Here is a 936-nt window from a genome sequence, read left to right on the forward strand (position 1 = left end):
CGGAGATGCCGGCCTTTTCCTGGGCTTCCTCGGTGGAGGCGCCCAGGTGCGGGGTGACCACCACGTTGTCCAGTTCGAAGAACGGCAGGTCCGTGCTCGGTTCGGTGACGAAAACATCGATGGCGGCGCCGGCGATCTTGCCTTCCTTCAGCGCGTCGTAGAGGGCGGCTTCGTCGATCAAGCCGCCGCGGGCGACGTTGACCACGTAGGCGGAGGCCTTCATCTTCTCGAAGGCTTCCGCGCCGATCATGCCCACGGTCTCGGGGGTCTTCGGCATGTGGATGGTGATGAAGTCAGCCTGCTCCAACAGCTCGTCCAGGCTGACCAGCTGCACACCGAGCTGGGCGGCGCGGGCGCTCGTCACGTAGGGGTCGTAGGCCAAAACCTGGGTCTCGAAGCCCTGCATGCGCGCGGCAATCAGGGCGCCGATGCGGCCCAGTCCGATGATGCCGATCTTCTTTTCGTAGATCTCGGTGCCCGTGTACTTGGAGCGCTTCCACTCGCCGCCCTTGAGCGAGGAGTTGGCGGCGGGGATGTGGCGGGCCAGGCTCAGGATGTGGCCCACGGTGAGTTCGGCGGCGGAGACGATGTTGGAGGTCGGAGCGTTCACGACCATGACACCGGCCTGGGTGGCGGCCTTGATGTCCACGTTGTCCAGGCCCACGCCGGCGCGGGCGATGACCTTCAGGTTCCTGGCCGCGGCGATGGCCTCGGCGTCCACCTTCGTGGCGGAGCGGACCAGGATGGCGTCGACGTCGGCAATCGCGGACAGCAGCTGGGACCTGTCTGCTCCATCGGTCTGGCGGATCTCGAAGTCAGGCCCGAGGGCCTCGATCGTGGCTGGGGAGAGTTCCTCGGCAAGGAGAACTACTGGTTTTTCCACAGGGGTGTTCCTTCGCTGCATGCATGGTGATGGCCGTGCGTATAGATGGGGGT

At 65.4% G+C, this 936-nt stretch carries 1 protein-coding gene; it reads right to left on the minus strand.

What is annotated here, in order from left to right; translation table 11 throughout:
- Nucleotides 1–883, minus strand: an 883-nt coding sequence (locus AC5RWT_RS37825) for a hydroxyacid dehydrogenase (protein ID WP_494084682.1), incomplete at its 3' end; no start/stop codon positions are given.
- Between the last annotated feature and the right edge of the window lie 53 nt (nucleotides 884–936).

The sequence above is a fragment of the Arthrobacter sp. Dra40 genome (assembly GCF_059091905.1).